This window comes from Kitasatospora sp. NPDC059817, assembly GCF_042731835.1.
In the GTDB taxonomy this organism is placed as follows: Bacteria; Actinomycetota; Actinomycetes; order Streptomycetales; family Streptomycetaceae; genus Kitasatospora.
Genome location: NZ_JBHWIR010000015.1, coordinates 64715 through 73037 on the forward strand (window position 1 = coordinate 64715; position 8323 = coordinate 73037).

General features: G+C 75.4%; 8 protein-coding genes. 1 reads left to right on the forward strand and 7 read right to left on the reverse strand.

Annotation, left to right across the window (positions count from 1 at the left end; genetic code table 11):
- Positions 1-248 precede the first annotated feature (248 nt).
- The 7 genes from pheA to ACFV61_RS05845 form a co-directional block, all read right to left on the reverse strand.
- Positions 249-1184: a prephenate dehydratase gene (pheA, locus tag ACFV61_RS05815; RefSeq protein ID WP_063348373.1), complete on the reverse strand. Its 936-nt coding sequence runs from the start codon at positions 1182-1184 to the stop codon at positions 249-251.
- 125 nt (positions 1185-1309) lie between these two features.
- Complete coding sequence (gene efeB, locus ACFV61_RS05820; protein ID WP_380490312.1) at positions 1310-2647, reverse strand: iron uptake transporter deferrochelatase/peroxidase subunit; 1338 nt, start codon at positions 2645-2647, stop codon at positions 1310-1312.
- Positions 2648-2652: 5 nt separating this feature from the next.
- Positions 2653-4659, reverse strand: a complete 2007-nt coding sequence (locus tag ACFV61_RS05825) for a FixH family protein (protein WP_380490314.1) — start codon at positions 4657-4659, stop codon at positions 2653-2655.
- A 13-nt stretch (positions 4660-4672) separates the two neighbouring features.
- Positions 4673-5194, reverse strand: a complete 522-nt coding sequence (locus ACFV61_RS05830) for a copper chaperone PCu(A)C (RefSeq protein ID WP_079135711.1) — start codon at positions 5192-5194, stop codon at positions 4673-4675.
- Entirely contained in the window at positions 5191-5859 is a 669-nt protein-coding gene (locus ACFV61_RS05835; RefSeq protein WP_063348371.1) for an SCO family protein, read from the reverse strand. Before ACFV61_RS05835 ends, ACFV61_RS05830 begins: the two co-directional genes overlap by 4 nt.
- A 79-nt stretch (positions 5860-5938) precedes the next feature.
- Positions 5939-6694: a YcnI family protein gene (locus ACFV61_RS05840; protein ID WP_380490316.1), complete on the reverse strand. Its 756-nt coding sequence runs from the start codon at positions 6692-6694 to the stop codon at positions 5939-5941.
- 225 nt (positions 6695-6919) lie between these two features.
- A complete protein-coding gene (locus ACFV61_RS05845; RefSeq protein ID WP_380430372.1) occupies positions 6920-7750 on the reverse strand; it encodes a hypothetical protein in 831 nt (276 codons plus the stop codon).
- A gap of 229 nt (positions 7751-7979) precedes the next feature.
- On the opposite strand from ACFV61_RS05845, the gene ACFV61_RS05850 reads away from it, so the two are divergent.
- Positions 7980-8323 (forward strand): ATP-binding protein (locus ACFV61_RS05850; protein WP_380490318.1); only part of this gene is annotated, 344 nt, incomplete at its 3' end.

The window sequence follows — 8323 nt, forward strand, 5'->3', positions numbered from 1 at the left end:
ACCCGCAGTGGCTATACCGGTTTGTCGACTCATCCCCAGGCCTGTGGATAACTTTCGGCTGTGGATAGTCCCCGCCCCTGTGGATGGCGGGTTCCGGGGCCACGGGCCCCTGTGGACGACGGGTGCGGTCACCCGCCCCCTTCCGTCCGGCCGCGGGAAAACGATCGGAAAAGGGCGGAAAGACAACGGGCGGCGATCGGATGTTGTCGCGGTGCCGTCGCGGTGCCGTCGCGGTGCCGTCGCGTGGATCAGATGTCGCCGCGCCCGTCGAGGCACCGGGAGAGCCAGTCGGCGGCGGCCGTGAAATCGTCGTCCGAGGTCCCCGGCCGCCGGTGCGTGGAGACCTGCCGGTCGGCGCGCGGATAGGAGCCGAGGAACCGCACCTGCGGGCAGATCCGCTTCAGCCCCATCACGGCCTCCGCCACCCGGCGATCGGACAGGTGCCCCTCGCAGTCGATCAGGAAGCAGTAGTTGCCGATGCCCTCGCCGGTCGGCCTCGACTCGATCCGCATCAGGTTGACCCCGCGCACCGCGAACTCCTGGAGCAGCTCCAGCAGCGCGCCCGGGTGGTCGTCCGGCAGCCAGACCACCATCGAGGTCTTGTCCGCGCCGGTCGGCGAGGAGACCCGGCCCGGGCGGCCGACCAGGACGAACCGGGTGGTCGCGGTCTGCGCGTCCGCGATGTCCTTGACCAGCGGGTCCAGCCCGTAGATCGGCGCCGCGAACTCGCCCGCGAACGCCCCGTCGTAGCGGCCCTCGGCGACCAGCCGGGCGCCGTCCGCGTTGGAGGCGGCCGACTCCCACTGCGCGTCCGGCAGGTTGGCCGCCAGCCAGCGGCGCACCTGCGCCTGGGCCACCGGGTGGCTGGTCACCGTCTTGACCCCCGCCAGGTCGGTGCCCGGCCGCACCAGCAGCGCGAAGGAGATCGGCAGCAGCACCTCACGGTAGATCATCAGCGGTGTGCCGGCGGCGAGTTCGTCATTGGTCGCGGTGACGGCGCCCTCGACCGAGTTCTCGATCGGGACGAACGCCCCTGAGGCGTCCCCGCCGCGCACCGCGTCCAGCACCAGCGGCACCGAGGCCAGCGGCACCAGCTCCCGGGTCGCGGCCTCGGGCAGGGTGCGCAGCGCCGCCTCGGTGAAGGTGCCGGCCGGGCCGAGGTAGGTGTAGCGGGTGGCCGACATGACGCCTCCGTGGGGAACAGGGTGGAACCGGGGCAGGGGTGTTGCCGAAGAAGTCACCATAACGACTCCGCGCGCCGGCCAGGAAAGCGTTTCAGTGGCCGGGACCGGAGACCGTCGGGGGCGTGCTACTCGAAGAGCTGCTGGCCGAGGTAGCCGCCGGCCGGGACGCCCGGCGGCACCGCGTACAGGCCGCTGGCCTCGTGCCGCAGGAAGCGGGAGAGGCCGTCCCCCCGGGCCAGTTTGCGTTGCACCGGGGTGAAGCCCTTGCGCGGGTCGGCCTGGAAGGCGAGGAAGAGCAGCCCGGCGTCCGGCGAGCCGTCGGGCAGCAGGCCGTCGTGGTACGAGAACCCGCGCCGCAGCATCGCCGCCCCGCCGTTGGCGGCCGGGGCGGCCACCCGGACGTGCGCGTCGGCGGGGATCGCCAGCGCGCCGTCCGGGCCCTGCGCGGCCAGGTCGACGGGGGTGCGCTCGCCGGCCCCGGCGGGCGCGCCGAGCGGCGCGCCGTCCGACTTGCGCCGCCCGATCACCCGCTCCTGCCGGTCGGTCGGCAGCGCCTCCCAGTTGTCCAGCAGCATCCGGATCCGCCGGAACACCAGGTACGAGCCGCCGGCGAGCCAGGCCGGCTGGTCCGGCCCGGCGGTGCAGAACACCTTGGCGGCGAAGCCGTCCTCGCCCGGCTGGGGGTTGTTGGTGCCGTCGATCTGGCCCATCAGGTTGCGGCCGGTCATCGGGCGCGCGGTGGCACCGGGCGTACGGGCGAAGCCGGCCGACTGCCAGCGCAGTGCCGCCGTGCCGGCCGCCTGGCGTTGCAGCACCCGCAGCGCGTGCACGGCCACCAGGGCGTCGTCGGCGCCGATCTGGACGAACAGGTCGCCGTCGCCGCGCGCCGGGTCGAGCGCGTCGGCGGGGAAGGGCGGCAGCGGTTCGAGCGCCTGCGGGCGGCGGTCGGCCAGCCCGGCCTTGTCGAACAGGGCGGCGCCGAAGCCGACGGTGAGGGTGAGCGAGCAGGGGCCGGCGTCCAGCGCCACCTGGTTGTCGGCGTCCTCGGCCGGCTGCCCGGCGGTCAGCCGCTCGGCGGCCTTCGTCCAGCGCTGGAGCAGGGTGCGCAGCCCGTCCCGGCCGACGCCCTCGGCCAGGTCGAAGGCGGCCAGCTGGACCCGGGCCTGCTGGGGTTCGAGGATGCCGGCCTGGTGCTCGCCGTGGAACGGCACCCGGGCCGTTCCGAGCGCGCCGCCCGGCCCGGCGGCGGGCGCCGCGCCGGGGTGGCGGTCCAGGGCGACCGCCCCGGCGACGCCGGCTCCGGCGCCGGCCAGCAGCCCGGCGCCGGCGGTGCCGAGCAGGGCCCGCCGGGTGAAGCCGGCGCGGCCGGGCGCCTGTGCACCCTGTGCTGCAGGCCTCTCCGCCTCCGCCCTCTCCGTCGTGTCCCGGTCCGCCGTGGTGCGGTCCGTCGAGGTGTGCTCCATCGCGGTCAGCCGATCTTGAACTGCTGGGTCGGGGTGGTCTGGTCGATGTCGGAGGAGCGGATCTGCACCGACACCACCCAGGTGCCGGCCAGCGGCAGCTGCGCGGTGCCGCTCCAGCGGCCGGTGCCCTCCGGGGCGAGCGCCACCGGCAGCGGGCCGAGGTCGCGGTCCGGCAGGGTGAAGGCGAGCTGCACCTCGGGGACGTCCACCGGCTGCCCGTCCGCGCCGGTCAGCGCGAGGTGCACCTCGTTCGGGCCGGTCCGGGCCGGGTTGAGGGTGACGGTCGCGGTCCCCTTGGCGTTCGGGGTGCGGCCCTTGGTGTCGTACGGGAGCTTGAGCTCCACGGTGCGGCCCGGCTCGGTCTGCGGGGCGGGCGCGCCCCCGGCGGCCGGCCCGGTCGCGGGTGCGACGGCACCGGCCTTGACCTCGCTCGCCACCCGCCCGGGCGGGGAGTTGGTGAGCATCGTGGTGACCACCAGCACCGCCACCGCGACCAGCGCCTCGACCAGCACCGAGCGGCGCAGCCCGGCCCTGGTCGGGGTCAGCCCGCGCTCGCGCCCGGCGCTCTCCCGGGCCGCCTGCTGGCGGGCCAGCTGGGCCTGCCGGAGCGGGTCCTCGGAGTGCGCGGCGGCTGCGCCGACCGGCTCCGGCACCGCGGCCGGTTCGATCTCCGCCGCCTCGGCCGGGGCCGCGCGCAGCCGGGCCAGCCAGGTGCGGGAGAACCAGGCGGCGCCGAGCATCACGGCCACGCAGCCGGTCTTCACCAGCAGCAGCCGCCCGTACTCGGTGCCGGTCAGCGCGCCCCAGCTGCCGAGGCCGCGCCAGGACTGGTAGACGCCGGTGGCGGCCAGCACCGCGACCGAGCCGAAGGCGACCTTCGAGAAGCGGTCGACGACCTGCGCGCCGACACCCTCGCGCAGCGCGACCAGCAGCGCGGCCAGGCCGCCCAGCCAGAGCGCCATCGCGATCAGGTGCAGCATGCCGAGCGGCAGCGACAGCCAGACCTGGATGCCGACCGAGGCGTGGTCGGCGCCGACCCAGGTCGCCGCCAGGGCGATCGAGAGCACCAGCCCGGCGACGCCGAGGCCCAGCCGGGCCTCGCGCTGCGGCCGCTCGGCGGCGCGCTGCTCCAGCTCCCGCAGCTCGGCCTCCTCGGCGTCCGCGGTCTCCGCGTCGCCCGCGCTCCCGGCGCCGCCGGGCTGTGCCGCCGGCCGGGCCGGCTGCCCCAACTGGCCGACCAGCAGCGACAGGAACACCCCGCTCGCCGCGAGCAGCAGCAGCCGGGCGGCCAGCGCGGTGCCGATCCGCTCGTCCAGGGTGGCGCGCACCAGCGACAGGTCGAGGGCCTTGCCGATCCCCGAACCGCGCTCGTACGGGCCGCGCAGCATCAGCACCGCGACGGTGGAGGCCAGCAGCGCCGCCCAGCCGGTCATCAGCAGCCGCTGCATCCGGCGCCGGGTGGCGCCCTCCGGCCAGCAGATCAGCACGAACGCGGCGACGCCGGCGAGCAGCGCGAACGCCGCGTACGCGACGGTGCGCCCGGTGCCGTAGAGGGCGGAGACCAGGCCGTCGGCCTTGGCGCCCTGGAGCGCGGTGGCGGACACCGAGGTGTCCGAGGGCGCGCCGATGGAGAAGGTGAACGCGCCGCCGATCGGGTGCGAGTCCTCCGAGACGGCCCGCCAGGCGACGGTGTACGTGCCGTTGGCGAGCCCGCTGTTCAGTCCGACCCGGGCGGTGTCCGCCTTGCCGTCGGCGTGCCCCGGGTTGCCGGTGTCCACCGCCTTGCCGGCCGGGTCGAGCACCCGCACCGAGTCGCTGGACAGCGACACGGACTCGCTGAAGGTCAGCGTGACCGCCTGCGGGGCGGTGGCGACCACCGAGTTCTGGTGCGGGTCGGTGGACTCCAGGGTGGCGTGCGCGGCGGCCGGTCCGGCGCCGGCGAGCATCAGCGCGAGCAGCGCGCCGAGCGTCCCGAGCAGTCCGGCGATGCGGCGGTGGGCGGCCTTCTCCATGCTGGCGGTCCCCTTAACTCTGGCCGGGGCGGTAGGTGAGCTCCTTGACCGGCACCTTGACCGACAGGGTGCCGGACTTGGCGAAGGTCAGGTCGAGCTCCAGCTCGTCGCCGAGGGCGGGGGCCTTCTGCCATCCCATGATCATCAGGTGGGTGCCGCCGCGGGCGAACTGCAACGCGCCGTGCGCGGGCACGTCCAGGCTCGGGACCTGCTCCATGCTCGACGGGGTCGAGCGGTGCATGGTGACGGACTCGGCGCCCGGGCTGCTCACCTTGACCAGCTGGTCCTGCCCGCCGTCGTTGCGGACGGTCAGGTAGCCGGCGGCCATCCCGCCGGCCGGGGGCAGCGGGATGTAGGAGTCGGCGACGCTCAGCTTGGCCGCCCCGCCGCCGGCACCGTCCTGACCGCCTGCCCCGCAGGCGACCAGGATGGCGCCGCCGCCCAGGGCCGTCGCCAGTACCGCGCCCGTGAGCGCCGTCCGCCGGAAGCCGAGGGTCGCGCGGCCGGCCGGGGCGTGGCCGGTCGAGGCCTTCATGCCGCGACCCCCTTGGCGAGCAGCGGCAGGTCGTGCTCGTAGGTCTTCTCCTCGGTGCCGCTCAGGTAGAGCACGTGCGCCTTGTCGTCCGAGGGGAGGAAGGCCAGCACCTGCGCGCCGTGGGTCGAGGTGACGGTGCCGTCCGCGTTGACCACCGGGTCCTCGATCATGATGCCGAGCGACCTGGCGGCCGTCTTCACCTTGGCCAGGTCGCCGGTCAGGCCTATGAAGTCGCTGCCCATCGAGTCCAGCCAGGTGCGCAGCACCTTGGGGGTGTCGCGCTGCGGGTCGGTGGAGACGAAGACGACGTTGACCTTCTGCCGCTCCTCGGCCGGGAGCGCCTTCATCGCGACGCCGATGTCGCCCATGGTGGTGGGGCAGACGTCCGGGCAGCTGGTGTAGCCGAAGAACAGCAGCGTGGTCTTGCCGTTGGTCTGCTGCCGCAGGTCGTACGGCTGGCCGGAGGTGTCGGTCAGCTGGAGGTCGGGCTTCTCGAAGTTCTTGGTGAGCACCGTGCCCTGGTACGGCGAGTCGGACTTCTGCTTGGTGACCTTGGCGGGGGTCGAGCCGCCCCCGGAGGAGCCGCAGGCGGTCAGCGTCAGGGCGGCGGCGAGCGCGACGGCGGCCGCGCCGGCCAGGCGGGTGGTGCGGGTGGTGCGGGGCATGGGAGATCCGATCGTGCGGGGTGGGACCGCCGGCGGGACCGTACCCGGGGCGTGGGTACGGCCCCGCCGGCGGGGTGGGTCAGGAGGCGGAGCCGCTGCTCCGGCGGCGCAGGCCGAGCACGCCGACGGCGGTGCCGATCACGCCGACCACGATGCCGACCACGCCGAGCACCCGGGCGGTGGAGTCGCTGGACTTGGCGCCGGCCGGGCCCGCGGTGTGGTCGGCGCTGTCGCCGTGGGCGCCCGCGGAGGGGGAGGCGGTGACGCCGCCGTGGGCGTCCTCACCGGCGGCGGCCTTGGTGAGCTTCAGGACGGGGGCCGGGTGGGCCGGCTCGGGCTGGCCGTCCTTGGACTCGTCGATCCAGCGGACGACGTCGCCGTTGTCGTAGGTCTGCAGGGTCTTGAAGACCATGCTGTCGGCGTCGGACGGCAGCGGGCCGATCGAGACCCGGAACTCCTGGAACTGACCGGGGGCGATCTTGGTGCCGGCGTCGGCGGTCCAGGTGATCTTGGAGACGGCCTCGTTGACGTCGCTGCCGTGCACCTTGATCGGCTTGTCGAGCTTCGCCTTCTCGACGGCCGCGGTCCAGCCCGGCAGCGGCAGGGTGCGGACGGAGGCCAGCGGGTGGTCCAGCGGGAGGTTGACCTCCAGCTTCACCGTGCCGGCGGCGTCGCTCTCGTTCGGCACCCGGAAGTCGACGGCCGTGTAGCCGCCCTGGGCGGCCGCACCCGGGTTCACGGTGACGTGCGCGAACGCGGGGCCGGCCAGCGCCACCACGGAGGCGGCGGCGGTGAGGGCGACGGCGGCGAGACGGCGGGTGGGAAGGGAACGCATGATGCGGTGTCTCCGATCGGAGCTCGGCGGACCGGCCCGCGTCCGGGCGACGGGAAGACCGTGCCTCGGCGGGGCCGCGCGTGGGGACGTGCTGGGGACGTGTGGGGGCGGAAACCGGGGCCGTCGGCGTGTCGAGGACACACGGGATGTCGGGGACACACGGGACCGGCCCGGGGACGCTGCGCACGACCGGGGCCCGACACGAACGGGGCGCCAGGAGCCGGATCAGTACGCGAAGACCCCGCGCGGCGGACCGCGCCGCACCACGCTGTGCCGCAGCGCGGCACCCGCCGGAAGCGGACTCTCCCCGCCCCGGACCCCGAACCGACGGGCCGGACCGGCCGCGCCGAACAGGCCGCGCAGCAGCGCCGCCACCAGCACCAGCGCCGACCGCAGCGGCGCCGCCCAGTGCTCCCGGGCCGCCGACGCGGTCACCCGCACCAGCCGCCACAGCGCCGCCTCACCACGCCGCAGCCACCAGCCCGCCACCAGCGCGGCGGCCAGGTGCCCGGCCAGCATCGACGGCGTCATCCCGAACACGCCGCCCTGCCACCACGGGGCGACGGCGTACGCGTTCGGGTCCAGGCCCGCCGAGGAGACCAGCTGCTCGGCGGTCGGGCTCCCGGGCAGGCCGGCCAGCGTGCCGGGGCGCGCCTCGTTGCAGATCAGCCGGCCCGCCACGGTCGGCAGGGTCAGCGGACCGGAGCCGCCGTGGTGCATGCCGGCCATGCCGCCGATCGCCGCGTGGCCGTTGAAGCTGTGGAACAGGCAGTGCAGCCCGAGCTGACCCGCGCCCAGCGCACCGGCGATGGCCGTCAGCGAACGCTCCCGCCCACCGCAGGCCACCGCGAGCACCAGCACCGCGGCGAAGCCCGTCGCCAACGCGGCCGGCGGCACGTTCCCGCCACCCGCCAGGGCGTGCCCGGCGGCCGCTATCAGCGTGCACACCAGGGCGAACGGGACGGCCCGGGCAAGCCGCAGATCCCAGGCGGCGGCCCCCACCGGCGCATCCGGTGCGAGGGCGCCCGGGAGCGGGGCGGCGGGGAGGGCAGTCATGGCCGAGACATCATCTCACCGCCTACCTCGCCCGCGTGGGCAGGGTGGGAAATCCCTACGAATGCCCCGTTCGGCAGCGGCGTGCAGGCCGGAGAGTGCGCCACTCGGCACAATCCACGGCCTCAGTCCATCCGCCGAACGGGCGGCAGCGGGCCCCGGGCACGGTTCACCGCCGAATCGCCCGGAGATACCTAGTTGTATGTGGAGCCGCAGCCAGGAGGGACCTCCCGTGGACATCTGGTGGACTCTGCACCTCAAGCGCGACCCGGCCAGCGTCCCGCTGGCCCGGCGCATCCTGCTCGGTGCCATGGCGACGGCGGGCGTCGACCCGCAGATCGCCCACGACCTCGGCGTCGCCCTCAGCGAGGCCTGCGCCAACGCCGTCGAGCACGGCGCCGGCGGGCGGCCCGACGACGGCTTCCAGGTCACCGCCTCGATCAGCGGCGACCGCCTGCGGATCGAGGTCACCGACTCCGGCCCCGGCCTGCCCGGCCCCGTCGGCACCCCCCCCCCCCCGCGGGGCCGCCGCCCCCCCGCCCCCCCGGGCGGGGGTAAAAAAACACACACCCCCCG